This is a genomic window from Pseudomonas sp. GGS8 (genome assembly GCF_024168645.1).
GTDB lineage: Bacteria > Pseudomonadota > Gammaproteobacteria > Pseudomonadales > Pseudomonadaceae > Aquipseudomonas.
Genome location: NZ_JALJWF010000001.1, coordinates 4,410,391 through 4,433,047, shown reverse-complemented (window position 1 = coordinate 4,433,047; position 22,657 = coordinate 4,410,391). Strand labels below are relative to the sequence as shown.

The window sequence follows — 22,657 nt, the reverse complement described above, 5'->3', positions numbered from 1 at the left end:
TCTAGCCCTGGGCTGAATTCACCCGACTTGCTGACATTGCTGTCTGCGACAGCGTCAATTCAACACCTTATGTAAGAAGAGAACAGTGGATGTTCAGCTCAGCCAATCAAACGCCTTTCAGTTTGACAATCGACGGTTTTGAGCACGATTTTCAAGTGCTCGCATTCACCGGAGAGGAGGCGATCAGCAGGCCTTACCTCTTCAACGTGGAGCTTGTTAGCGACCGGTCTGACCTGGATCTCGAAGGCCTCTTCGACATAGAGGCTTTTCTGACCTTCGACACGAAGGGCAACGGCATTCATGGGCGGGTTTATCACATCGCTCAAAGCGGGAATGGTCAGCGTTTGACGTGCTACAAGCTGGCTCTCGTACCGCACCTGTCCTACTTGCGCCACCGCATTAATCGGAGGATCTATCAACAGTTCTCGGTGCCGAAAATCGTCTCCTTGATACTGGAAGAGCACGGGATTTTGGGCGACGCTTATCGGTTTCATCTGGGGTCGACCTACCCCGAACGTGACTACTGCACCCAGTATGACGAAACGGATTTGCACTTTATTCAGCGCTTGTGCGAAGAAGAAGGTATTCACTTCCACTTCCAACATAGCGCTCAAGGCCACGTGCTGGTCTTCGGCGATGATCAGGCAGTTTTTCCCAGGATTGGGCAACACACTGCTAATAGACAAGAGAGCGCCAGGATAAATCTGCGCACTATGGGGCACTCCTACGCGGCTTATCGTCAAGCTGAAGGGCAAGGTGACCAGACCCGGTTAGTCAGTGGCCATGCTCTGGAAATCTCTGGGCACCCGCGCCAGGAATGGAACGACCTATGGCTACTGACTCAGGTCATCCACGAAGGCAAGCAACCACAGGTATTGGGTAAGAACGTCGCCCACGGCAACACTGACAACGATGATGACTTTCATCAGGGTTACCGCAACCACTTTATGGTTCTTCCATGGGATGTGTTTTACCGTCCGCCTTTGGCTCACAAGAAACCTCAGATGCCAAGTAACCAGACCGCTGTGATCATCGCTCTGGAAGACGAGGAGATCCAAAGTGATCGGCGCCTCGGAAGGGTCAAGGTCAAGTTCCCCTGGGACCGCGAAGATAGATTTGACGACAAGAGTAGTTGTTGGCTGGGTGGGGCCTCCAATTGGAGTTGTGAAATTACGCCCCCCCGAACGGGAATGGAGGTCATGGTCAGATTTCTCGAAAGCGACCCCGATCAACCGCTGATCAGCGGCTGCCTGTGTTGCCGCTAACCGCAAACCCTATTAGGGCAGCAATCGCCAGGTTGAACTTTACCTCTGCAATTACTTGGTTAAGGGCTCAAGCCAGCAGGTCGGTGATCCACCGAGCCTGCCGGGCAACGTCTTGCACCTTCTCCTCGGGCACGGCCTGCCGCGCCTGAGCGAAGTTGCTCAGGGTCCGCTGCTTCTCGCGCAGCAGTCGTTGCCACTTGACCAGGAACGCCGGGCTGCGCGCCTGCATCTGCAGCGGGCCGAAATACAACTCCTCGGCGGTGTACATCACCGGCCCGGCGCGTTCGGCGACGATGATTTCGTAGTCGAAGCGGTTTTCCCGCAGCACTTCCTCGCAGAGGATGCGGTAGCCATTTTCCATCAGCCATTGGCGCAATGGCTGCTCGCCGCCGTTGGGTTGAAGGATCAGGCGCTCCTGGCCGCTCAGACGCGCCTTGCCGCTGTCGAGGATGTCGCGGATCGTCTCGCCGCCCATGCCGCAGATGCTGATCGCCGTGATCCCGTCTCCCGGCTCGATCGCCGCCAGGCCATTAGCCAGGCGCACGGTGATCCGCTGGTCCAGGCCGTTTTCGCGCACGGTGCGTTCGGCCGAGCGAAACGGCGTCAATGCCACCTCGCCGGCCACCGCCACAGCGATGGCGCCGCGACGCATCAATGCCACAGGCAGGTAGCCGTGATCCGAGCCGATATCGGCCAGGCGCGCCTCTGCTGGCACATGCGCTGCCACGCGCTCCAGGCGCATGGACAATGTCTGTTGGTTCAACTGCAGCCCCTTTTCACCACGAACGTCCGGCACCTTGGCCAGATCGGGTTGCGATTCTGTCGAGCAACGCCATGCATTTCAAATTTATGTGACCAGGGCCATCGCTCGCCCCGTACCTATCGCTTACGTACCGGCCCAAAGCGAACCCTGACTGCTGGCAAGGAGCAGCCCCCTCCTCAAGCGTTAAGCCACTTTCTCCTTCCGGGCAGATTCCGGAGCAGGAATAATGCGCCTTTCCAATCAGTCGGCTGAAATAATCGCCCAGCACAAGCAGCCGCCTGGACTTACTGGTGAAGCAGCAGCGACTGCCGGTATCGCCTTTGGCGCGTCGCCTGGGGATATGGGACACATGATGCATTCCACAATCTTCAATCCCATCAGTGGTTCGCCGATGTAAGCGGATTACGGCGCCTGGCAGGAAGTGATGCGCACCTTGAATCATCCGCACGTTTGTAGGCTTGACTACTGCGGGGCGACTTCAGCCGATTCCAACAATCAGCCTCCGGCCAAAAGCAGACTTTAACGCTGGTACGCGGTTATGATCCGGGATAATCAGGTTGCCTTGGACCCACGCTTATGCCCGCCTCGCAAATCCGCCCCTCTCCCGCGCCGCTGCTCAAACCAGGAGAGACGGTGGTCTTGTTCGACGGTGTCTGCAAGCTGTGCAATGGCTGGGCGAGGTTCTTGATTCGCCATGACCGCCAGCGACGCGTGCGGTTGGCGGCGGTTCAGTCACCCGAGGGGCAGGCTCTGCTCGCGTGGGCTGGTTTGCCCGTGGATCAATTCGACACCATGGCGGTGATCCGCGACCGACACTACTGGGAGCGTTCGGATGCATTTTTCGAAGTCATCGCCCAGTTGCCCGCACTCTGGCGTCCAGTGAACCTGTTGCGCATCTTCCCTCGCACGCTTCGAGATTGGGCATACGACCGCATTGCGCTTAATCGTTATTGGCTCTTCGGGAAATACGCCACGTGCCTGTTGCCGGATCCTGATCATGAACAGCGCTTTTTGAAAGCGCCCCTATAAACGCCCTTGTCAGTGAGCCCCTTCCCGCACCACCCGTCTGACCTCAGCCTGTATGGCATAAGCCGGCGCCTCCACAGCATTGAAATCTTGTGTATACCGCTGGGCAAATCCTTCTACCCCCCATTCCTGAAACTGCTGCACATGTTTCAGTTCGTGAGCCCAGAGCACGATGTCCTGTTCTGCGGCTTGAGCGTCCCGGAAGAGGATGATGTCGATCAGCGTCACGGCACCGACATCGGGGTTTTGCAGCATGGTAGTGGCGGCGTTGAATTGGCCGTTGTCCACTTTGTAGTGCGCGGCATCGAGGACGCTGGGGGCATACCAGCGCAGCAGTTGCTCCCGGATGTGCAGTGGAATGGGTTGGATGTCGGCGCTGGCTGCTTCAGCGCGGGCTTGGGTCAGCCACAGCGCCAGGGCAGGTGCCGCGACCTGGTAGATGCCATCAGGCACCTGCCCCAGATCTGGCAGGCAGATGCAGCCGTTCAGGCACACTTGTTTCTCGCCGGCTGGGCAGGTGTTGGTCTGGGCTTGAACTACAAGAGTCAGGCCAAGAACAGACAGCGCCACCAGGAATGTGATGATGGGCGGCATTGGGCCCTCCGGGGACGGAAGCAGCATGAACAGTGGGGTCACAATTGATCGACGCCGCCCCGCATAATTTTAGCGTATCCCTATCGGGTCACTTCTCGATGACTGCTTTGGGTTGTCGATTGTAGCCCTTCGCGACCGGCAGTTTCCGGCCGATTCTGTTGAAAAAGTCGGTTCTTCCAGACTGCCCGGATACTGACCGCTGATAACTCCTTTTTTGCGCGTTACTACGCGAAATCTGAACCCGGAATCCACTGCTCAATGTAAAGATTTCAATCTCAAACGCGTACTTTTCTACCGTGGAAACCATGGCCGACCTTTTCAACAGAATCGGCCGATAACTGCCGGTGTCGGCTAAAAACGCTAATGCCCCTCAGATTTTCGGAGCATCGAAGTTCGTTGGCGAGTCATCGCGAGGTCAATGCCACGGATTGCATCGTAGCGACCTGCAACGCTCCAACGCCGCTTTAGAGTCCTTTGAATGGGTGAAAACAGGCTGCTTTTACGCCGACAATGCCTTAATCAAACTGTTGGCATGTTCCCAGCGCCTGACTCGCCTTTGCTTGCTCGGTGTGCATTGCAATTTCAGTGCGCAGCCTTGGCAATTGGAACTCCAGTAACGGTGCAACTTCAGGTCTTTTTCAACGCTGGAAAAACGCCAGATCAACTTCTCTCCCGCTGGACATGTGTACTGGTTTTTTGCAGCGTCATAGATGAAGGCATCGTTATTGAAACGCCCGTCCGCTTTGGCCCGGGAGGTCATCGGCTTGGGCACATAGGCGGTGATACCTGCATCGTGACAAGACAGGATCTCTTCGCTTTTGAAGTAACCTCGGTCAGCCACTACCGACAGCGTTTCTGACGCCATCGCTTCGCGGGCCTGCTTGGCCATTGAGCTAAGTTGATCGCGGTCGGAGCCGGTATTGGTGACCTCGTGCGCAACGATCAAATGGTGCTGGGTATCGACCGCTGTCTGCACGTTGTAGCCGACGATTCCAGTGCCGCGAGTCATCATGGAGCGGGCGTCTGGATCGGTCAGTGAGACCTGTTTATCCGGCGACTCGTTGAGCTGGATTTCAATCGCTTGTAGCTCCTTCATTTGCGTCTTCAGCTTGGCGATTTTTTCTTCCAGCCGCACCACCTTGGCCTCAGAAGAAGTGGGTTCTTTCCGATCAGCAGCATCGAGCGCGGTCAGGTAACGGTCGATGCTCGATTCAATTTCTTCCATTCGCCGCTTCAGTTTGGCACTGGTGAAATTGCGGTCGCGGTTGTTGACCGCCTTGAATTTGCTGCCGTCGATGGCAACCAGATGTTCTGCGAATAATCCCAACTGCTGGCACAGCACGATGAACTTTCGGCAGACACCTCGGATGGCCTTGCTGTTATCTTTTCGGAAGTTAGCGATGGTCTTGAAATCAGGCATCAAGCGGCCAGTCAGCCACATCAACTCGACGTTGCGCTGGGCTTCTCGCTCCAGGCGCCGGCTTGACTGAATGCGGTTGAGATAGCCGTAGATGTAGATCTTCAGCAGGATCGCAGGATGATAAGCAGGCCGGCCAGTGTCGGCCGGTATGACGCCTTCAAAACCCAGCTTTACCAGGTCGAGTTCGTCGACAAAGACGTCGACTACGCGCACCGGATTGGTATCCGTAACGTAATCGTCGAGGCTTTCGGGCAGTAAGGTGCTTTGGCCTCGATGTTCACCTTGAATAAAGCGCTTCATGGGCTATCCCTGCGATGAAATCTTCCGAAATCATAGCAAGGGATTGAGGCGTTTTTTTACAGCTTTTGGGCCGATAGCAAGGTCAATCGAGCACGGGACGCATAAAGCTACGCTCATAGCTAACAATGAATTTCTTTTCTACCGCCAACGTCACCGCATTGACGCATTCGGCATCGGTTTCGGCTTCTTTGCGATAGCGTTCGTAGTCCGCGAGGCTTTGAAAGCTGAACAGACAATACGCGATATTGTTTGCGCCTTCGGCAGGAAGGAAGTAGCCATGGTGCAAGCCTCCCATTCGAGTCACCAGCCGGATCCACAATCGTGAATAGCTTTCAAAAGCAGGAATTTGGTAAGGGTCAATCAGATACTTCACATGGCAGGTAATCACACGAGCTGTCCTTGTTCGATAAAGGAAGGAGCTTACCAATTGAGCGTTGATCTGAATATTCCTGCTCGGCGGTTAACTTCAGAGAGTGCTTCCTGTAGTGGTCTAATAAACTGCCCCCCATTTAGGAAGCCAAGCCTCACCGCTTCGGCAACCTTAAAATAGTTTGGGCAGAGCCGAACCGGTGTTTTTACACAGTCTCGGCCAAAAGCGGTCAGTTACATAGGACGTGCGGCGCCATACACGCTCAACACCGTGATAGGGCTTCTCAAAAGATCAACGCTTTATTCCGCGAACAGCATTCCGACAATCCAATAACAAGTCATCCAGGAAGGGATTGATTTCCAGCAACTCCATTAGATCCACCAGCTCTTCAGCAGCAGTTCTGATCGGCCACCATTCGTCATGATCAAATATGAACCAATCATCACAGTGAAATGCAGCCTCAGTAAGGCTATCGCATAGCTCCCAGATACCTTGTAGCCGTGTTCTGATCTCCGTTGGTAACGCGCTGCCGCAGATTGAAAGAACCTCGTTCAACGGCAGCATCATTTCGGACCAGGCTTCACATGCCGGACAGTATGGGATTGCGTTCCGCTGCGAATCCGGGGTCAGTGCCAGGAATTGAAGGGCTGGGATTGCCTCACACACGGCGAGAACTCGCTTGTACTCATCCTGGCCGTACCACTCCCACAGTGTTGTTGAGAACCCCATCATCAGACTCCAAAAAATCAATCCAGCCGAACTGCCCGCACTGGGAGTACTCAACTCTATCAGTCAGTTCTTGCTTAGGTCGAACCACTGCTCAGGGTTGTGGATTCAACCGGTGGACGCAACAGGCGGCAACCGGCCCAAAAACGGACATCCCGTTACAATCCCTCTTGGGCAGCAGCTGCCTCTGCATGGGGCATCGAGGCAGCTATCCATACTTACGACCTAAGCCTGGAACAGGTTGGAGATCTTGACGTCCGGATCTACCTCAGCCTCGTAGTCAACCCCTTCGATCCCGAAACCGAAGAGACGCAGGAACTCCGCTTTGTAACCGACAAAATCAGTAAGTTCATAAAGGTTGTCATTGCTGACCTGATCCCAAAGTTGCTTGACCCGGTCCTGGACTTCGGGAGCCAGCTCCTTGTAGTCCGCGCGCAGGCGGCCCTCTTCATCCATCACTGGAGAATGACCGTACAAGCTGTCTTTGTAGAGCGCGTAGACCTGCTCGATGCACCCCTCGTGTGTGCCCTGCGCCTTCATGACTTTGAACAACAATGACAGGTACAGCGGCATGATCGGGATAGCTGAACTTGCCTGGGTAACCACCGCTTTCAATACCGAGACCCGCGCGTCGCCTCCCAGAACAGCCAACCGTTCACGGATACCAAGGACTTTCTGATCCAGGTCCTTCTTGGCCGCACCAATGGAGCCGTTCCAGTAGATGTCATGAGTCAGCTTTTCGCCCAGATAAGTGAACGCGGTCGTTTTCGCCCCATCAGCCAAAACACCCGCTTCGTGCAGGGCATCGATCCACATCTGCCAATCTTCGCCGCCCATCACGGCCACCGTGCCATCGATTTCGCTTTGGATCGCGGGTTGTAGCGTGGTGTCCTTGACCACTTCCTTATCAGTATCCAGGCCCCGCAAGGTCACGGCCTTGTCGAGCGGCTTGAGGGTCGAACTGAATACTTCACCCGTCTTGGGGTGTGTCCGGCGCGGTGCGGCAAGACTGTAAACAACCAGGTCGACCTTCCCGAAGTCGCGCTTGATAACGTCGATAGTCTTCTGTTTGATCTCATCGGAAAAAGCATCGCCGTTGATGCTCTTGGCGTAGAGGCCGTCGGACTCGGCAAACGTGTGAAAGGCCGCTGTGTTGTACCAGCCGGCGGTGCCGAGCTTGCCCTCATCGCCTTCACGTTCGAAAAACACACCGAGAGTGCTGGCGCCACAACCAAAAGCTGCCGTTATCCGCGCAGCAAGTCCGTATCCGGTCGATGCACCGATCACGAGTACGCTCTTTGGCCCTCCGGTGATCAATCCTTTCGTAGTAACGTAATCGATCTGATTCTTGACGTTGGCTTCGCAGCCAGTGGGGTGGGTAGTCACACAGACAAAGCCGCGAACGCGCGGTTTAATGATCATAAAAGTTCTCCCTCTTCCAGGATGAGAGCCAACCTTGGCTACAAAGTTGTAGACGCCTGGAAAGCTGGAACGTCACGATGGAAGATCTGCAGCGATTGGTGCCTCGCCAAGCAATGCTTGAACAAATCCTTCCTTCTGGTCATATGGCATTGGCCGACCTCGAGCTTGGCAAGAGACTGCGATGGTCTAGCCTCGACCGTTGCAGTGGGTGGTCAGACGTCCGTCTGTTCCGCCATTTCCAGGGCGTCATCGACCTCGATCCCCAGGTATCTGACGGTACATTCAAGCTTCGTACGGCCAAGCAGGAGTCGCACTGCTCTCAGGTTCTTCGTCCTGCGATAGATTAGCGATACCTTGGTTCTCCGTAGCATGTGGGTACCGTACATGGTTGGTGTGTCCTGCATCGGCAACCTCTCTACGAAAGTCGTTAGGTTCAGCGGTTGTTACAGAGTGCCCATTGGTTCGCGCAAATGGACGGAATCCGTATGTCAGTCCGCACTTGGCCGTTTTTGACTATCTATCGCCACCGGCAGTTTTGGGTCGATTCTGCCCTTGGCAAACAGGGGCGTCCATGTACGTCCGGCCAATTCACCTTTCGAACTCCAGCATTAAGAGCGATAGTGGGCCAGTGACCACCCTGAGCGCTGAACTGCAACATACTGGGCAACTGAAGGTTGGCTAGAGATTTTTCCTGGCTTCTCGATTCGGAGCCGCGGCGCGTCGAAGTCAGTTCAGGCCTGGGCAGACAGCTCACGCAGTGCTCGCCCTGATAACCACCCCGGATTGGCCGAGTGCTCCCCCCGGGGGTATTGTGTCAGGCTATGCCGTTTTCACCCGTAGCTCCTAGTTTCGCTAGGGGCTTTTTCATGCTCAGGACGAGTCATTCAAGATGTTGATGAAGCTGGCGCCGAAGAAGCGGCGCAACCCGCGTAATTTCTATCTGGGTATCGCTGCGGTGGTACTGATTGCCGGGATTGGACGCTATTTCGCGCTCAAGGCCGAGCAGGAGAAGGTGGCCCAACAGGCGCTGCTGGTCGAGCGCCTCGCCCAGTTGGACGCGACCCTGCCAAAGCAACTGGATGCAATTACCACCCTTGAGTACGTCGGTTTGACGTACGGTGACACGATCTTCTACCGCTACAGGGTCGACTTAGCAGCGAGCAGCCTCTCCGAGGAACGCAAGGCCAGCATGGAGGCGGGAATGCGCCGTGATCTGGAGCAACTGGCCTGCAAGGAACCGCAGTTGCTGGCGATGATGCGCAGGTTCAAGTTTCACCAGGAGCATTACTACCTGGCCAGGAACAGCACACTCTTTTCCATTGAGCTTCACCCTGAACAGTTGAGCTGCCCAGGATGATGCCGATAAGGTGGGCGCCGTCGCTCGTTCATCGCCTCAGGCCATTCCCTAGACCGCAAGCGTCCAGCCAATCCGTCTTGCATGACTAGGCCGGCATCCACAGTTGACTAAGGCTTCGGCCGTCGCTGATCCGTTGGGAACGGGACATGAGTGATGAGGATCGCTTGCGGATATGGCAAGAAAAAGCGGCGCCGTTAGTGAAAGCCCTGCACGACTGGATGTTGACCCAGCGCGAACGCGCGATGGCTAAGCCGGCTCGGCCAAAGATTTTCTCCTGCCGGTACAACGGTAAGTGGTCAGCGAACTTCGCCACCATCACATGAGCCAGCAGGCCTGCGGTTGGAATTCCCTTGTCGATAACCTGGGCCGGCACTGGTGCCTGGATCAGTGTTTCGCACTGACGGCAGGCCCATTTTTCGCGCACATGCTGTTCGACGGTGAACACGCCCGGCGTGTAATCCAGCTTCTCGCTGACGTCTTCGCCGATGATCTGTGTTGAGCAGGTCGTCGAGCAAGTTGCCTTGCTCAGGGCTGATCTGCTCGCTGCGCTTGGCAAACCTGTGCCGCTTGAGGATGGCGATCTCGTGGGTCAGTTGCTCGATGATGGTTTGATCGCGGTGGATCTTTCTGCCCATGGTGTCGACCTTCGACATCAACTGCGAAGCGAATGCACGCAGTTGGTCGGGGGTCATTTGGTCGAGGTTGGGCGAGGAAGAGTCATGCCCTGGATTTTACAAAAGCAGATCGCCTGCGGCAGCAGGCCGAGGCGCTAATTGCTAATCCAGCACGCATCAGAAAGCAGTCCGACTCAGCGTCGGGATTCGCTATCTGAAGTCCTCTCGCCCATCGTCATTCGCCTCCTGCTACGCTCTCACTTAGCGTCCCTAAGCAGCTCACGTCATCGTTGGGTCGCCAGGAGCCTAAAATGAAATGCGCATTTCTGACGTTTATAGCCCTACTCACCTGCTCATCGGCAATGGCATCACCGCCAGATGGTGAAAAACTTTTTTCAAGATAACTGCGTTGTTTGTCACGGGCCTCGAGGCACGGGAGGATCGGCACCTAAGCTGGCCGGAGATGCCAGTGAGTGGAAATCAAAAATTTTTGAGCGAGCCGTGCTGAGCGGTATCGACGACCATGGGAAGCCTCTGAAGGCGCCAATGCCGCATTGGGCTAGCGCTAGCTTCAAATCTGACAACGGTGTAAAGCCAGGCAAACTTGAAATTGATGCAATTCAGAAATACCTGCGTCAGCAAAAGTAGTGTGTTTGCTTCGACCAAATTGCTTTCGTTTTGGCGACATGCTTTTCACGCAGTGTTCACAGAATGGAGCGCAGATTACCCCTGCTCCTTTGAAGAATTCCCATTTGGCCCGCCCGCATGCGGGCCATTTTTTTGGCTGCTACGCTTTCCTGATTCAAAGGAGAAGTGGCCATGCCTGACGTCTATGTTTCGCATCTTCGACAGCTTCATCGACGCTGAGCAGAAAGAGTGGTTGGCATCCCACAAGCCTAAACGCGCCAAAGGCATCTAGTAGTACGGATGGAGCTGGCGGCCAGATCCAGACTGCGGGCCATCGTAAAAAGTCATTTAGCACTGGCGGCTACGTTAGGTCGGGAGGCTACCTGTTATGGAGGGCTGTCGAGAGCTGCCCTTGCCGACAGACAGAAACCGTCCAGAAGCAGCCACTATCGGCTCTGTTAAAGTACCTCTCTGAACACAACTCACGGACAGCTTCATGGAACGATTCCATCCTCGTGGCATTGATGCAGACGGTTATATCCTCACCGTGCTCAACGTCGAGGTGCAGCCACAGTTTCAGGATTTACTGGTGGACGTTCGCATGACGCTCGCTCGATCGGAACCTCTGCTGGACGGGATTTATCTTTATGGCAGCGTCGCTAGAGGCGACGCTGTGCCGGGGGTTTCTGACCTGGACCTAGCCCTTGTTCTGCACAGCCCTCCTACGTCGCAGGATCTGGAAATGCTGGAGTCGAAAAGGCGCACGCTGGAAAGTCGGCATGCCGAAGTCATCAAGATCGATTTCGACATCGGTAGTCGTTCTGAAGTATTGGCGGCTGACAATCGATTGAGCTGGGGGTATTGGCTCAAGCATCACTGTCGTTGCTTATGGGGGAATGATCTGACCAAACGCTTCGACCGGTTCAAGCCGTCGCGTGATATCGCCATTGCCGTGAATGGTGATTTTGAATCCGTACTGACCCGATATGCCGATCTTATCGATCAGGCGACCACACCGACGCAATCGCTACGCTTGCAACGCGAAGCCTCGCGCAAACTCATCCGGTCAACTCAAGTACTTCGCTCTGAACAGGACCTGATGTGGCCGCAAACACTGGAAGAGCATGTCGAGCTGTTTGTTCAGCATTTCCCGTGCATGAGAATGCAGATCTCTTTTTTCTTGTCCCAGGCAAGGAACCCGTACGCTAAACCAAAAGAGTTTACGACTCGGCTCCATAATTTTTTGACCTGGATGGCTACAGAAACCGGTTAGGTCCGCTTTGGGTCGATTGCTGCCCCTCGCGACAGGCAGCAATAGTTGCACACATACCTTTATAGCGCTGGTTTGTGCGGAGACAGAGTCAGGTAAACACCGTTTTCTCCCCCCCCCTGCAATGTCCCCTTAGCATCAACAACATAGTATTGACCGAAAGCATTATCGGGGGTCTGCAAGCGCAATCCGCCATCGGGGAGCGTTTGTGCGACGTAACTTTCCGTATTTTTCCCACCAGTAGGGAATATGTTATCGATTAGATATTTTCCATCACGCTGGTAAAGCACCATCACGTGGCCAAGCGCACCGTCATTCAGCCAGGTGCCGATTCGATCCGGATAGTCTTTCAAGCTCAACGTTTTCAGGTACTGGTATTCCGTGACGCTGAGACCGTAGAGCGTGCTTTCGTAATCAGGATCGAATTTAGCCTGTGCCCAGTACGACTTGTTGCTTTGCCCTTCGACGCGAAATCCTATGAAAGTTCTTATCGCATTAGATTTGGAATTGGCATGAATAGTATTGGCAACCTCAGCTAGCTGCTCATCAGTAAATCGCTGATTCAAAAGAACCTGTACCCGCCGCGGCCCACCTTCACGAAATTCGTCCTCAGTGATCAAATACTTAGGTATGTCGGCGCTCTGCGATACCTTCTCCACGGATTTTTCTTTGCTAGTCCCTGTCCACATCAAGACCCCCAAAGCAATGACGATCCCCAGGATTACCAGTGCACCGATCTTCCCTACTAACGTAACGCCAGGGTTCGCTACTCCACAGCTGGGACAGGTTTTCGCAGAGGTATCAACTTTGTGTTTACAGGACTTACAAGGTGTTAACGCCATTTTTTTCCTTTCCTATCTATATCCATGAAAAAGCCGGCTATCGTGGCCGGCCTACTGCATCCACTCACCTGAGCAATGATTGACCAGGTCAGTCACTGTCCGTTCTCACGCGATGCTTGCGGCCTTCGCTACAGAGCATCTCCGTAAACCTCTTACCCGGATTGGATCATAGATCCTGTTTCCTGGCCATCACTGTGCCATCCATCGCCAGAGTTTCAGGCGCAGGTTCGTACCACTTTTACACGGAGAACGTGTTCAATAACCGTGCGCCTTTATGTCCAATGGAGAGAGAGGTAGGTTGCCACGCTGTCGCGAGAGTATTACTGCAATATCCTGGAGGGCAAATGCCCGGCCCTCCAAGAGGGCTGAATTAATTTCCGATGCCAACACCCAAACTCGCGCGGTAATGCGCTGTTTCAATAACCCGTATCCTGTCCACCCAGAATGTTCGCTCTGCTTTGGGACGTACGACCATCGCTGTAGCGGGTATCCTGACCTCCCATAATGTTTGCACTGCTTTGCGACGTGCGGCCATCGCTGTAGCGGGTATCTTGCCCGCCCATAATGTTCGAGCTGCTTTGCGACGTGCGACCATCGCTATAACGGGTATCTTGCCCGCCCATAATGTTCGCGCTGCTTTGCGATGTACGGCCATCGCTGTAGCGGGTGTCCTGCCCTCCCATAATGTTCGCGCTGCTGGAAGAAGTTGTTCCATCATCGTATCTACAATCGTAACCGCCTGTAATATTTGCACTGCAACTGTCTGCAAAGGTTTGATACAGCGGCGAAGCAATCAAAATCGAACCTAGCAGAACAACCTTAAGCTTCATGAAAGTTCCTTACGAGATGTCTCGAAATCACTGGCAAAGTCATCACGCCCGCGCGGACCATACTCGGGCGCTTGTGCATTGGCATACAAAAGAGGGTTGAATGGCTTGGTGTCTCGAACTCCTTGAGCAGGCCTGGGACAGGGCAGCCTTGCGCAGCTGATCGAATCAGCAAGGGTGGCAGCCTGCCACTACCAATACAGACTGAGCGCCGCGCACCAAGTTTCCGCTACAGGAACATATTTTTTACACGCCCAACCCGGGCGCTTCATGCAGCTACTCTTCCCACCCAGGGCGGGTCCCGGGACTTTCGATGACGTCCGCTTTGGCTCGGGAGCAGTCATGCCCGACTGCTTCTGATCCCACACAGACAGATCTGACTCTTGAGCCCGGCCCGTGAATGATTAGAGCGCGCCAGCAGCCATTCTCAGTAGCTGAGAAAAATGGTTGATCGCGATGTTGATGTCATCCATCGTGTCGCCATCCCACGCTTCGATCGTTTCCAACTCGGCCCTGAGGGATGCGACGCGCCTCTCTATCTCTACAGTTTCCGCGGCTCCGCATTGCGACGCAATCGCTGCCCATTTTTCATGGGGGATCCGCTCCTGGGTGGAAAGCCCTGATCGAGCTTCCGCGATCAGCATTGAAAGTCTGCTCATCGAATTCTGTGTCCTGAACGATAGAGGGCGCCACCGATTCTAACCATACCGACGTCCGATTTCGGCCGATTCTGTTGAAAAAGTCGGCCATGGTTTCCACGGTAGAAAAGTACGCGTTTGAGATTGAAATCTTTACATTGAGCAGAGGATTCCGGGCTCAGATTTCGCGTAGCGGCGCGAACACGCGCCGAACACCTAAAATCCTTTAATCGCCTCACACCATGAACAAGACACGGAGAGCCCTATGGAGTAGCGCAAACACATTTGCGGCACAGACGAGATCAGAGTTCACGTTAGGGACGGTAGCGAGCTTAAGTACTGGGCACAAAAAATGTGTGGTCTCCAAGAATGAGATACGATCAGCCGTCAAGGAGGCTGGCGAGTCGCTTACCGCAGTCCAGCGGCAGATCAAGCTAATCCAGCACGCATGAGAAAGCAGTCCGGCCCAGCGTCGGGATTCGCTACCTGAAGTCCTCTCGCCCATCGTCATTCGCCTCCTGCTACGCTCTCACTTAGCGTCCCTAAGCAGCTCACGTCATCGTTGGGTCGCCAGGAGCCTAAAATGAAATGCGCATTTCTGATGTTTATAGCCCTACTCACCTGCTCATCGGCAATGGCATCACCGCCAGATGGTGAAAAACTTTTTCAAGATAACTGCGTTGTTTGTCACGGGCCTCGAGGCACGGGAGGATCGGCACCTAAGCTGGCCGGAGATGCCAGTGAGTGGAAATCAAAAGTTTTTGAGCGAGCCGTGCTGAGCGGTATCGACGACCATGGGAAGCCTCTGAAGGCGCCAATGCCGCATTGGGCTAGCGCTAGCTTCAAATCTGACAACGGTGTAAAGCCAGGCAAACTTGAAATTGATGCAATTCAGAAATACCTGCATCAGCAAAAGTAGTGTGTTTGCTTCGACCGAATACTTTCGTTTCGGCGACATGCTTTTCACGCAGTGCTCACAGAATGGAGCGCAGATTATCCCTGCTCCTTTGAAGAATCCCCATTTGGCCCGCCCGCATGCGGGCCATTTTTTTGGCTGCTACGCTTTCCTGATTCAAAGGAGAAGTGGCCATACCTGACGTCTATGTTTCGCATCTTCGGCAGCTTCATCGACGCTGAGCAGAAAGAGTGGTTGGCATCCCACAAACCTAAACGCGCCCAAGGCATCTAGTAGTACGGATGGAGCTGGGCTACGTTAGGTCGGGAGGCTACCTGTTATGGTGGGCTGCTTTGGGGCGCGAGTTGCCCTTCACTACCGGCGGCTCTCGTTCCGAAGTGGTCATCGAACCTCGTGGTATCCATTTTTTCCTCCTGCTGACTCTTTCAATCCCACCTTCAAGGACCGAACCTGTGATCGCATCCCCCGCCAAACTCCTCTTCCTGCCCGGAGCCTCAGGTAACACCCGGTTTTGGCATCCGGTTGCTGAGCGCTTGGCCCACCCGGCGCAGCAGGTCCATATCGGCTGGCCCGGCTTTGGAGACACTCCGCCCTTGCCTGGCGTGACTGGCATGGATGATCTGGTGGCGCGCGTGCTGGCCGAGATCGACCGCCCCACAGCGCTGGTGGCACAGTCCATGGGCGGCATAGTCGCTGTGCTTGCGGCGCTTGAACGCCCTGAGCTGATCACGCACCTGACGCTGACCGTTACCTCTGGCGGGGTGGATATGTCTGCTCTGGGCGCGCATGACTGGCGCCCGGATTTTGCTGCCGCCAACCCGACACTGCCGAGTTGGTTTCTCGACGACCGCACCGACCTCACGCTCCGGTTGGTCGAGTTGCGCATGCCAGTCCTGCTCCTCTGGGGAGATTCTGATCTGATCAGCCCCGTTCGCGTCGGCCAGCGCCTTGCTCAACTGTTACCCCGTGCTGAACTACACGTTTTCCCTGGCGCCGATCACAGTCTGGGCTTTACTCACGCAGCCGAAGTGGCGAGGTTGATCGAGAGACATCTGGCCTGCGGGTGAGCGGAGCACTTGTTGCCACCGCGTCGGACTGATTGTGTGGCCCCGTGCCTCTCGGATAGAAGCCAGACAACCGGAGGCATATCGCTCCTAACCTCGCCGGATACTCTGCGCAAACCGCGTAGAGATGAAAAAAAATCAAAGCATAGTTAAGAGAGTACGAAGCAACATTGAGTCTATGACATGTGATTTCGCACCTCGTTGACCACTATGGGTCGTTTTCTGCCGACTGTGACAGGCAGAAAACGGCCAAAACCGGTCTGTCAAAGTGTTTGGAAGACAGCGTGGCCTTACGGTAGTTGTTTAGGAAAATCGCGATTTATGTGAGTTTTACAAATTGCCCCTTCAGCCGCGAATTTCGGCATTGCTCGCCCAATTCCGAACGGAAGAGCCGAAAGTGGAAATTCGGTTGTCGGAAACGTCGCTGTCGCTGCAGATCAAAGGACTAAACAGCGACCTGTTCAATGCCGGGTTCGTGCAGTCTGACGAGGTACCGGCACAGAGTGATGCTTGCCAGCGGGTGTTACGCGATGCTCGATGACGGCAAGGGATTCAGCCTCGTGCAGTGTGCCGTGGAAGCCGGTGATCGAACAGCGGCTTGGACAGCCGGTGGCAGCGACGGTCCGCGAGGGTGGTGTATCGTGGACAGAGAAGGCCATTCATCGGCTGACGTGCCGCTTCGGCTTTTGATGGGTCTTCGCTTCAGCGACGGGAAACACCCGTTCACTCAGAAAGTCTATGAACACCCTGATCTTGGGCGATACCTGACGGCCGGAAGGCCACAGCACATGGAAGGCGCCAGTGCGCTGCACATACGGGTCCAGCACGGTGTGCAAGCGGCCATCGGCGATGGCGTCACGGATGGCGAAATCCGGCAGGCAGGCGATGCCCAGTCCCTGCAACGCGAAGCAAACGCGCGTCTCGATGTTGTTGCAAATCATCGAGGTCGGCAGTTGCAATTCCGGCTCATCCGGCGCGATACGCAGGGGCCAGACTTCCAGCTTGCCCGTGTTCGGATAGCGATAGTGCAAGCAGCTATGCTCCGCCAGGTCGGCGGGCCGCTGCGGCGTGCCGCGCTGCTCTAGGTATTCGGGCGAGGCCACCAGTATCATCTGGAACTCGCCCAACCGCCGCGCCGACAGCCGTGAATCGGCCGGCTCGCCGGTGCGCACGACGGCATCGAAACCTTCCTCGATCACATCGACCATACGGTCGGTGAAGTCCAGGTCCAGTTCGATTTCGGGGTACTGCCGCATGAAATCGCCGAGCACTGGCAGCACGAGCGAACTGACCAGCGGCAGACTCACGCGCAAGCGCCCGCGCGGCGCGGTGGTGGCATGCGACAGTTCCAGCTCCGCAGCTTCGATCTCGGCCAAGATGCGCCGGCTGCGTTCCAAGAATTGAGCACCCTCGGCGGTCAGCGCGATGCTGCGCGTGCTGCGGTGGAACAACCGCGCGCCGAGCCTAGCTTCCAGCCGCGCCACGCTCTTGCCCACGGCCGATGCCGATACCCCCAGCAGACGGCCGGCCTCTACGAAACTGCGCGTTTCGGCGACTTGGACGAATACGGTGAATCCATTCAGGCTATCCATGTTCCTGCCCCCTAATTGCGGACAAATATTTCCGCATACCGTGGAACTCTACCCTGCTTTTTCTTTTATCGCGGAAATCCTATCGTTCAGGGGTTATCCATGAACCAAGGAAATCCGCATGCCAACTCTTCCGTCTCCGTTGCGCCTCGGCGTTCCGCCCGCGCGCTTACCCGGCCGTGTCGATACCGTCGTTGATCAGGCGTTGGCCGACCAGCGCTTGGTCGGCGCGGTGGTGCTCGTCGCCAAGGACGGTGAACTGATCTACCGTCGCGCCGCCGGCAACTCCGACCGTGAAGCGGGCCGGGCGATGAACGAGGACGCGCTGTTTCGGCTGGCGTCGGTGAGCAAACCGATCGTCTCCATCGCGGCGATGGTGCTGGTGGCGCAGGGGCGGCTCGCCCTGGACGAAGGCATCGAGCGCTGGCTGCCGGATTTCCGGCCGTGCTTGCCCGATGGCAGTATGCCGTCGATCACGGCGCGGCAGTTGCTGAGCCACACGGCCGGCTTGGGCTACCGTTTCTTCGAGGCCGACGACAACGGCCCCTACGCCCGGGCCGGCGTGTCCGACGGCATGGACCAGTCTGGCATCACTTTGGCCGAAAACCTGCGCCGCCTGGCCAGCGTGCCGCTGCTGTATCCGCCGGGAACCACCTGGGGCTATTCGCTGGCTATCGATGTGCTTGGTGCGGTGATCGAGCGGGTCTGCGGCCAGTCGCTGGACAAGGCGGTGCAGGCGCTGGTGACCGGCCCACTGGGCATGGACGACACCGCCTTCGTCGCGCGCGATGCCAGCCGGCTGGCGGCGGCCTACGTCAACGGCACACCGGCACCGCGCCGCATGCGCAACGTGGATGTCGTGTCCGCCTTCGAGGGCTCTGTTGGAATCCGCTACGCGCCGGCGCGCGTCTTCGACGCCGAGGCGTTCCCGTCTGGTGGTGCCGGCATGGTCGGCAGCGCCGGAGATTTCCTGCGCTTGCTGGAAGCGCTGCGCCAGGGCGGCGATCCATTGCTACCTTCTACCTTGGTGAAGGAAATGGGGAGCGACCAGACCGGGGGACTGGAATTGCCCAATGCGCCAGGATTCGGCTTCGGCCTGGGCTTCTCGGTGCTGCGCGACCCCGTGGCCGCCGCGTCGCCGGAATCGCCGGGCACCTGGCGCTGGGGCGGTGCCTACGGCCACGCATGGTTCGTCGATCCCGCACGCGGCCTGAGCGTGGTGGCTTTCACCAACACCTTGTACGAGGGCATGTCCGGGCGTTTTGTCACCGACCTGCGCGATGCGGTCTACGGTACCGTCCCTGCGGAGCCACGCGAATGAACGCCAGCGACCGCTGCAGCGAAGCCGGAAGACCCGCCCAGCTTCCAATCACAGCATTGCTGGCGCTCGCCTTGGCGGGGTTCGTCACGATCCTGACCGAAGCGCTGCCAGCGGGCCTGCTTCTGCAGATCGGCGCCGGGCTGATGGTGTCCGAATCGCTCGCGGGTCAGCTCGTCACCATCTATGCGATCGGCTCTCTGGTCGCCGCCATCCCGTTGATGGCAGCGACCCAGGGAGTGCGGCGCAGGCCGTTGCTGCTGGCCGCCATCGCGGGCTTTGCCATTGCCAATACCCTTACGACTCTCTCCACCAGCTTTACCTTGACGATGGTGGCCCGACTCCTGGCGGGCGTATCGGCTGGGCTGCTCTGGGCGCTGCTGGCTGGTTATGCCGCCCGGATGGTGCCCGAACATCAAAAGGGACGGGCCATCGCGATCGCCATGGTGGGTACACCACTGGCGCTGTCGCTGGGTGTGCCGGCAGGCACTTTTCTCGGCAACCTGGTTGGCTGGCGCATGTGCTTCGGCATCATGAGCTTGTTGGCACTGATCCTGATGGTATGGGTGCGCTTCAAGGTGCCTGACTTCTCCGGGCAGACCATGGGCAAGCGGTTGTCACTGAAGTATGTGTTTACTCTGCCGGGTATCCGCCCGGTGCTGTTCGTGGTGTTGGCCTTCGTACTCGCGCACAACATCCTCTATACCTACATCGCCCCGTTTCTGGCGGCGGCCGGCATGGGGGAACGGACGGATCTGGTCCTGCTGGTGTTCGGGGTCACGTCGTTACTGGGCATCTGGATCATTGGCGTACTGATTGACCGTCACCTGCGTGCGCTGACCCTTGTCAGCACGGCCTTGTTCGGATTCGCGGCACTGGTGCTGGGCGTGATGGGCAATGAACCTGTCGCCGTCTATGCGGCGATCGGGGCTTGGGGCCTTGCCTTCGGTGGTGCCGCGACCCTGTTCCAGACTGCAATTGCCCAAACAGCCGGGGACGCGGCGGATATCGCACAGTCCATGCTGGTCACGGCCTGGAACATGGCGATCGCAGGTGGCGGCATCATCGGCGGCTTGTTGCTGGATCGCCTCGGCGTCGGCGCGTTCTCTCCTGCGCTACTGTTGCTGCTGCTGGCAACGCTTGTCGTGGTGTGGTCTGCCAGGCATCGCGGCTTTCCGGCAATGGGGAGATGAAGCTGGATGGCGCTGCGCCATTTGCGGTGTTTCATCGCCGTCGCCGAAGATACGTCATTTCGCCCGTGCCGCCGAGCGGCGGCATATCGAGAAGTCACCGCAATCTCGATCAATGATCGGATGCAGCACCATCCCGATGCCGTGCGTACACCACCAGCGCAGGTGCCGTTCTTCATGTCCGCCATTGGCCGTAACTGCCTTTCCCGAGGGCTGCTTTGGGTCAATTCTGTTGAAAAAGTCGGCCATGGTTTCCATGGCAGAAAAGTACGCGCTTGAGATTGAAATCTTTACATTTAGCAGAGGATTCCGGGCTCAGATTTCGCGTAGCGGCGCGCAAAAAAGGTGTTTTCAGCGGTCAGTATGCAGACAGTCTGGAAGAACCGACTTTTTCAACAGAATCGGTCGACTGCTGCCCTTCGCAACAGGCAGCAGTCGGCCAAAAGCAGCCGCTCGAAGGTATCGACGAAAATTCGGTGACTCCGCTTTTGTTGATTGACGCGCTGTCTTAATAAGGCCGCACGCAAGAAGCCCTGGCGTTGGCCAAGGCTTCGGCGTTTTGCGAGTAAGGTCAGGTCGCTACATTGGGGCTGGCATACTGGCCCCGTCCCGCACCTGCATCAGCGCAAATCCCAGTAGATTCAAGCCTTTCCACAGATTTGGATTGTTCGCATCCGCGTTGTCCTGTGCGAGCCCTATACCCCAGATGTTATCAACCGGGCTCGCTTCGACAATAACACGCGAACCGGTTTGTAGAAGATATTCGTTTAACTGCGGATTCTGAGAGAACTTCGCCTGGTTCGCTCGAACGACGATGTCGTATCGGTGTTGCAGCCAAACCTTATCATTAAATCCGCGCACGTTGCGGCCAAGTGCTTTGGCGGCATTAGGAGTAGGAGCGCGGAGCACCTGCGCACGAATTTCCTGATCGTCGAACAAGGCCGCTTTCTCGGCCATCATGAAGTGTTCGGCCGTCGGGTAATGTTGACCCTCGACAATAAACCCGGCCTCGAACCATTGGCTGAAGCACGAAGCCGTGACGACAATTTTGTTACGCTGGTGCCCCCAGAAAAACGTAAAGCTCAGATGTTCTCCTGAGTTGAAACGGGCGCACAGTTCTTTCAGATGTTCTGAGTCGTTCAATGAGATACCCTCGCTAACTGAAGATCGAAGTTACAGCTACAGTGCTGGCCAAGGCAACCACGAAGCTTGGTAGGTCTTCGGCTGACAAATTCAGTCTCGGGTTCTCGAATGTAAACCAAACAGCGATACGTTAGACCTATTCTGTCCGTTAGCAGCTCACAAAAGGCAGCTTTGGGTCGTTTTCTGCCTCTCGCGACAGGCAGAAAACGACCCATAACTGCCAGTGGCGACAGGCAGAAAACGGCTAGAACCTGCCGGTCACCGCAAAAGAAAATATGGATTCTCATAGAATGAATGAACGCGAAATATTTGGTCCTGCGTCCGGTTGCCAAAGCCTCTCGGAGCTGGCGTTACTCCAACGACGAGTATTGGGCGATGATGCCAAACGTGCCATCGCTGCTTACGCGATGGTTCTTAGTGGCCGGTCTGCGCCACAAGGCGACTACTTTGAAGATGCTCTAGGCGTTCTTGATTGTCTTGGGGCGGCTAAAATGGAATTGGATAAGTCTTCATTTCATACTAAGCCAACAGTTATAGTCACGGCCACAATTCTGTCCGAGACTCAAAGATTCGTGGATGAAATGACCATACCTTGTACTGAATGGCCAACCTCTGGCGAAGTCGTTTCTTTCATTTTTGAGATTGCGGCTAAATTCGCATGTGCTGGGCCATGGAAACGGACAGTGGTTGGACTTCACGGGCAGGTCACCGGCATCGAAGAATTTGACCGTATCTGATGCTCAACCTTTCTATCACTAGGTGCCCTCAATGCGGTCGGCCGAGTTCGGCCCATTGAAGACCTTCGCGACCGCGAGCAACCGGCCAAGAGCGGCCAGAATCGGACGGTCAGCCTGGGTGGCCGCCCTAACAAATGGACATATGATCTGCCTATCAAATGAGAGCCGATTCAGGCCTATGATTCTTCGATAACCACCTGTATGAAAAGAGCACGGAATGATGATAAATGATTCAGATTTGGCCGAAATGATTCCTTCCGCGCTAACAGGTGTAACTGTCGGGATCGGTTCGCAGATCCTGCTTTTTGGTGATATGGCTAGCGTGTTAATTCAGTGCCCATTCGTTTGTGATATCAATAGGGTATGCAAGTGGGGGCATGGTGAAGACTCTGCCACCAGCCCTTTACTTTTCGACTTTCTAAACCTCGATGTAGAAAGTTTTTCAATTGATAATTCTGGGGTTTTCACCATCACCTTCAGTACGAAAATGATCTTGAAAATCTTTCCTGAGAAAAATGGATTGGAGTCTTATGTCGTGAGTACGCGGCGCGATATATTTCCCATCTTGGTGTGGTAGTCGGAAGAAGGCGATGGTTCTCAGTGGAGAATACGGAGCGAGCCCCGGCTTCCGTACTGACA

General features: G+C 56.0%; 24 protein-coding genes and 5 pseudogenes. 16 read left to right on the top strand and 13 right to left on the bottom strand.

The window, feature by feature from the left end:
* Positions 1–89: 89 nt before the first annotated feature.
* On the top strand, positions 90–1,265 hold the full coding sequence (tssI, locus tag J3D54_RS19990; RefSeq protein ID WP_253421904.1) for a type VI secretion system tip protein TssI/VgrG: 1,176 nt from the start codon (positions 90–92) through the stop codon (positions 1,263–1,265).
* Positions 1,266–1,332: 67 nt separating this feature from the next.
* Here tssI and J3D54_RS19985 read toward each other — a convergent pair whose 3' ends face one another.
* Entirely contained in the window at positions 1,333–2,028 is a 696-nt protein-coding gene (locus J3D54_RS19985) for a tRNA (adenine(22)-N(1))-methyltransferase TrmK (RefSeq protein WP_253421901.1), read from the bottom strand.
* Between the two features lie 226 nt (positions 2,029–2,254).
* Here J3D54_RS19985 and J3D54_RS19980 point away from each other — a divergent pair, with 226 nt between their 5' ends.
* Entirely contained in the window at positions 2,255–2,425 is a 171-nt protein-coding gene (locus tag J3D54_RS19980) for a hypothetical protein (RefSeq protein ID WP_253421898.1), read from the top strand.
* A gap of 179 nt (positions 2,426–2,604) precedes the next feature.
* Positions 2,605–3,057 carry a thiol-disulfide oxidoreductase DCC family protein gene (locus J3D54_RS19975; protein ID WP_253421895.1) on the top strand — a complete coding sequence of 151 codons (453 nt, stop codon included), beginning with the start codon at positions 2,605–2,607 and terminating at the stop codon, positions 3,055–3,057.
* Positions 3,058–3,066: 9 nt separating this feature from the next.
* Here J3D54_RS19975 and J3D54_RS19970 read toward each other — a convergent pair whose 3' ends face one another.
* From J3D54_RS19970 to J3D54_RS19945, 6 genes and pseudogenes are all read right to left on the bottom strand, one after another.
* Positions 3,067–3,648, bottom strand: coding sequence for a DUF4157 domain-containing protein (locus J3D54_RS19970; RefSeq protein ID WP_253421892.1), 582 nt, complete (start codon positions 3,646–3,648; stop codon positions 3,067–3,069).
* A 502-nt stretch (positions 3,649–4,150) separates the two neighbouring features.
* A pseudogene (locus J3D54_RS19965) lies at positions 4,151–5,368 on the bottom strand (IS1182 family transposase); the annotation flags it as partial.
* A gap of 82 nt (positions 5,369–5,450) precedes the next feature.
* A complete protein-coding gene (locus J3D54_RS19960) occupies positions 5,451–5,756 on the bottom strand; it encodes an NIPSNAP family protein (RefSeq protein WP_253421889.1) in 306 nt (101 codons plus the stop codon).
* Positions 5,757–6,029: 273 nt separating this feature from the next.
* Positions 6,030–6,467: a hypothetical protein gene (locus J3D54_RS19955; protein WP_253421886.1), complete on the bottom strand. Its 438-nt coding sequence runs from the start codon at positions 6,465–6,467 to the stop codon at positions 6,030–6,032.
* A 222-nt stretch (positions 6,468–6,689) separates the two neighbouring features.
* Positions 6,690–7,886, bottom strand: coding sequence for an enoyl-ACP reductase FabV (gene fabV, locus J3D54_RS19950; RefSeq protein ID WP_253421882.1), 1,197 nt, complete (start codon positions 7,884–7,886; stop codon positions 6,690–6,692).
* Positions 7,887–8,098: 212 nt separating this feature from the next.
* A pseudogene (locus J3D54_RS19945) lies at positions 8,099–8,308 on the bottom strand (hypothetical protein); the annotation flags it as partial.
* A 467-nt stretch (positions 8,309–8,775) separates the two neighbouring features.
* Between J3D54_RS19945 and J3D54_RS19940 the strand changes: the two are divergent.
* Complete coding sequence (locus J3D54_RS19940) at positions 8,776–9,243, top strand: hypothetical protein (protein WP_253421880.1); 468 nt, start codon at positions 8,776–8,778, stop codon at positions 9,241–9,243.
* A 232-nt stretch (positions 9,244–9,475) separates the two neighbouring features.
* On the opposite strand, the pseudogene J3D54_RS19935 reads toward J3D54_RS19940, so the two are convergent.
* Positions 9,476–9,935: pseudogene (locus J3D54_RS19935) on the bottom strand (IS66 family transposase zinc-finger binding domain-containing protein); the annotation flags it as partial.
* Between the two features lie 300 nt (positions 9,936–10,235).
* Between J3D54_RS19935 and J3D54_RS30415 the strand changes: the two are divergent.
* Both J3D54_RS30415 and J3D54_RS19930 read left to right on the top strand, forming a co-directional pair.
* Positions 10,236–10,505, top strand: coding sequence for a cytochrome c (locus J3D54_RS30415; protein WP_367399620.1), 270 nt, complete (start codon positions 10,236–10,238; stop codon positions 10,503–10,505).
* A 475-nt stretch (positions 10,506–10,980) separates the two neighbouring features.
* A complete protein-coding gene (locus J3D54_RS19930; protein ID WP_253421878.1) occupies positions 10,981–11,757 on the top strand; it encodes a nucleotidyltransferase domain-containing protein in 777 nt (258 codons plus the stop codon).
* Positions 11,758–11,816: 59 nt separating this feature from the next.
* Here the strand turns inward: J3D54_RS19930 and J3D54_RS19925 are convergent, their stop codons facing one another.
* The 3 genes from J3D54_RS19925 to J3D54_RS19915 all read right to left on the bottom strand — a co-directional run bounded on the left by J3D54_RS19925 (position 11,817) and on the right by J3D54_RS19915 (position 14,082).
* Positions 11,817–12,596, bottom strand: a complete 780-nt coding sequence (locus J3D54_RS19925; protein WP_253421876.1) for a zinc ribbon domain-containing protein — start codon at positions 12,594–12,596, stop codon at positions 11,817–11,819.
* Positions 12,597–13,012: 416 nt separating this feature from the next.
* Complete coding sequence (locus tag J3D54_RS19920; protein ID WP_253421874.1) at positions 13,013–13,426, bottom strand: hypothetical protein; 414 nt, start codon at positions 13,424–13,426, stop codon at positions 13,013–13,015.
* Between the two features lie 401 nt (positions 13,427–13,827).
* Positions 13,828–14,082 (bottom strand): hypothetical protein, encoded by a 255-nt coding sequence (locus tag J3D54_RS19915; protein ID WP_253421871.1) that lies wholly within the window; start codon positions 14,080–14,082, stop codon positions 13,828–13,830.
* A gap of 562 nt (positions 14,083–14,644) precedes the next feature.
* Here J3D54_RS19915 and J3D54_RS19910 point away from each other — a divergent pair.
* From J3D54_RS19910 to J3D54_RS19895, 4 genes and pseudogenes are all read left to right on the top strand, one after another.
* Positions 14,645–14,980: a cytochrome c gene (locus J3D54_RS19910; RefSeq protein ID WP_253421869.1), complete on the top strand. Its 336-nt coding sequence runs from the start codon at positions 14,645–14,647 to the stop codon at positions 14,978–14,980.
* A gap of 278 nt (positions 14,981–15,258) precedes the next feature.
* The gene (locus J3D54_RS19905) at positions 15,259–16,044 is read left to right on the top strand and encodes an alpha/beta fold hydrolase (RefSeq protein WP_253421864.1); all 786 of its coding nucleotides are present in this window, start codon (positions 15,259–15,261) and stop codon (positions 16,042–16,044) included.
* Between the two features lie 340 nt (positions 16,045–16,384).
* A pseudogene (locus tag J3D54_RS19900) lies at positions 16,385–16,534 on the top strand (LysR family transcriptional regulator); the annotation flags it as partial.
* Positions 16,533–16,731, top strand: a pseudogene (locus tag J3D54_RS19895) (DUF3363 domain-containing protein); the annotation flags it as partial. The pseudogenes J3D54_RS19900 and J3D54_RS19895, both read left to right, overlap by 2 nt.
* Here the strand turns inward: J3D54_RS19895 and J3D54_RS19890 are convergent.
* Positions 16,701–17,633, bottom strand: coding sequence for a LysR family transcriptional regulator (locus J3D54_RS19890; protein WP_253421861.1), 933 nt, complete (start codon positions 17,631–17,633; stop codon positions 16,701–16,703). The pseudogene J3D54_RS19895 and the gene J3D54_RS19890 overlap by 31 nt on opposite strands.
* Before the next feature lie 118 nt (positions 17,634–17,751).
* Between J3D54_RS19890 and J3D54_RS19885 the strand changes: the two genes are divergently transcribed.
* From J3D54_RS19885 to J3D54_RS19870, 4 genes are read left to right on the top strand one after another with little or no spacing between them, the layout of a single operon-like run.
* Positions 17,752–18,951 carry a serine hydrolase gene (locus J3D54_RS19885; RefSeq protein WP_253421858.1) on the top strand — a complete coding sequence of 400 codons (1,200 nt, stop codon included), beginning with the start codon at positions 17,752–17,754 and terminating at the stop codon, positions 18,949–18,951.
* Positions 18,948–20,141, top strand: coding sequence for an MFS transporter (locus tag J3D54_RS19880; RefSeq protein WP_253421856.1), 1,194 nt, complete (start codon positions 18,948–18,950; stop codon positions 20,139–20,141). The genes J3D54_RS19885 and J3D54_RS19880 overlap by 4 nt, the downstream gene beginning before the upstream one ends.
* A 6-nt stretch (positions 20,142–20,147) precedes the next feature.
* Positions 20,148–20,417, top strand: coding sequence for a hypothetical protein (locus J3D54_RS19875; RefSeq protein WP_253421854.1), 270 nt, complete (start codon positions 20,148–20,150; stop codon positions 20,415–20,417).
* Complete coding sequence (locus J3D54_RS19870; RefSeq protein ID WP_253421853.1) at positions 20,414–20,650, top strand: hypothetical protein; 237 nt, start codon at positions 20,414–20,416, stop codon at positions 20,648–20,650. The genes J3D54_RS19875 and J3D54_RS19870 overlap by 4 nt, the downstream gene beginning before the upstream one ends.
* A 67-nt stretch (positions 20,651–20,717) precedes the next feature.
* On the opposite strand, the gene J3D54_RS19865 is transcribed toward J3D54_RS19870, so the two are convergent.
* Complete coding sequence (locus J3D54_RS19865; protein ID WP_253421851.1) at positions 20,718–21,281, bottom strand: NADAR family protein; 564 nt, start codon at positions 21,279–21,281, stop codon at positions 20,718–20,720.
* A gap of 290 nt (positions 21,282–21,571) precedes the next feature.
* Here J3D54_RS19865 and J3D54_RS19860 point away from each other — a divergent pair, with 290 nt between their 5' ends.
* Both J3D54_RS19860 and J3D54_RS19855 read left to right on the top strand, forming a co-directional pair.
* Complete coding sequence (locus J3D54_RS19860) at positions 21,572–22,018, top strand: hypothetical protein (protein ID WP_145020947.1); 447 nt, start codon at positions 21,572–21,574, stop codon at positions 22,016–22,018.
* Positions 22,019–22,235: 217 nt separating this feature from the next.
* Positions 22,236–22,595: a hypothetical protein gene (locus tag J3D54_RS19855; RefSeq protein ID WP_253421847.1), complete on the top strand. Its 360-nt coding sequence runs from the start codon at positions 22,236–22,238 to the stop codon at positions 22,593–22,595.
* Positions 22,596–22,657 lie beyond the last annotated feature (62 nt).

Coding starts and splice junctions, on each gene's coding strand:
- J3D54_RS19940 (WP_253421880.1), top strand. CDS start 8,776: ATGTTGATGAAGCTGGCGCCGAAGAAGCGGCGCAACCCGCGTAATTTC.
- J3D54_RS19975 (WP_253421895.1), top strand. CDS start 2,605: ATGCCCGCCTCGCAAATCCGCCCCTCTCCCGCGCCGCTGCTCAAACCA.
- tssI (WP_253421904.1), top strand. CDS start 90: ATGTTCAGCTCAGCCAATCAAACGCCTTTCAGTTTGACAATCGACGGT.
- J3D54_RS19880 (WP_253421856.1), top strand. CDS start 18,948: ATGAACGCCAGCGACCGCTGCAGCGAAGCCGGAAGACCCGCCCAGCTT.
- J3D54_RS19920 (WP_253421874.1), bottom strand. CDS start 13,426: ATGAAGCTTAAGGTTGTTCTGCTAGGTTCGATTTTGATTGCTTCGCCG.
- J3D54_RS30415 (WP_367399620.1), top strand. CDS start 10,236: ATGGTGAAAAACTTTTTTCAAGATAACTGCGTTGTTTGTCACGGGCCT.
- J3D54_RS19925 (WP_253421876.1), bottom strand. CDS start 12,596: ATGGCGTTAACACCTTGTAAGTCCTGTAAACACAAAGTTGATACCTCT.
- J3D54_RS19890 (WP_253421861.1), bottom strand. CDS start 17,633: ATGGATAGCCTGAATGGATTCACCGTATTCGTCCAAGTCGCCGAAACG.
- J3D54_RS19885 (WP_253421858.1), top strand. CDS start 17,752: ATGCCAACTCTTCCGTCTCCGTTGCGCCTCGGCGTTCCGCCCGCGCGC.
- J3D54_RS19980 (WP_253421898.1), top strand. CDS start 2,255: ATGCGCCTTTCCAATCAGTCGGCTGAAATAATCGCCCAGCACAAGCAG.
- J3D54_RS19930 (WP_253421878.1), top strand. CDS start 10,981: ATGGAACGATTCCATCCTCGTGGCATTGATGCAGACGGTTATATCCTC.
- J3D54_RS19860 (WP_145020947.1), top strand. CDS start 21,572: ATGAATGAACGCGAAATATTTGGTCCTGCGTCCGGTTGCCAAAGCCTC.
- J3D54_RS19915 (WP_253421871.1), bottom strand. CDS start 14,082: ATGAGCAGACTTTCAATGCTGATCGCGGAAGCTCGATCAGGGCTTTCC.
- J3D54_RS19955 (WP_253421886.1), bottom strand. CDS start 6,467: ATGGGGTTCTCAACAACACTGTGGGAGTGGTACGGCCAGGATGAGTAC.
- J3D54_RS19855 (WP_253421847.1), top strand. CDS start 22,236: ATGATGATAAATGATTCAGATTTGGCCGAAATGATTCCTTCCGCGCTA.
- J3D54_RS19875 (WP_253421854.1), top strand. CDS start 20,148: ATGGCGCTGCGCCATTTGCGGTGTTTCATCGCCGTCGCCGAAGATACG.
- fabV (WP_253421882.1), bottom strand. CDS start 7,886: ATGATCATTAAACCGCGCGTTCGCGGCTTTGTCTGTGTGACTACCCAC.
- J3D54_RS19905 (WP_253421864.1), top strand. CDS start 15,259: ATGGAGCTGGGCTACGTTAGGTCGGGAGGCTACCTGTTATGGTGGGCT.
- J3D54_RS19970 (WP_253421892.1), bottom strand. CDS start 3,648: ATGCCGCCCATCATCACATTCCTGGTGGCGCTGTCTGTTCTTGGCCTG.
- J3D54_RS19910 (WP_253421869.1), top strand. CDS start 14,645: ATGAAATGCGCATTTCTGATGTTTATAGCCCTACTCACCTGCTCATCG.